General features: G+C 41.2%; 1 protein-coding gene. It reads right to left on the reverse strand.

What is annotated here, in order from left to right:
• Window positions 1–28: 28 nt before the first annotated feature.
• A partial coding sequence (locus tag LI126_RS15085) for a UTRA domain-containing protein (RefSeq protein ID WP_227165725.1) occupies window positions 29–240 on the reverse strand: 212 nt, incomplete at its 5' end.

A 240-nucleotide genomic window follows, 5' to 3' on the forward strand; every position in this document is an offset into this window, starting at 1 on the left:
GGCAATTGCCTTAATCAAATTGATCCCCCTAATCCTGGTTTAGATTGACAAACGTATTGTATTTCATGTATTGATAATGCACGCGCATGTTTGAGACTTCAAATGGCGTTCCATCATCCAGGAAAAAAACACCTTCCATAATACCGACTGGCTCGGTAGGTTTCAGATGCAGCTCTTTTTGGTCCTCATCATTGGAAGGCGAAACCGAAATCGTCATAAATGAGCGCGTAACAGTTTTAT

Origin of the sequence: Mediterraneibacter sp. 210702-DFI.5.30 (assembly GCF_020560115.1) — a bacterium.
In the GTDB taxonomy this organism is placed as follows: domain Bacteria; phylum Bacillota; class Clostridia; order Lachnospirales; family Lachnospiraceae; genus Mediterraneibacter; species Mediterraneibacter faecis.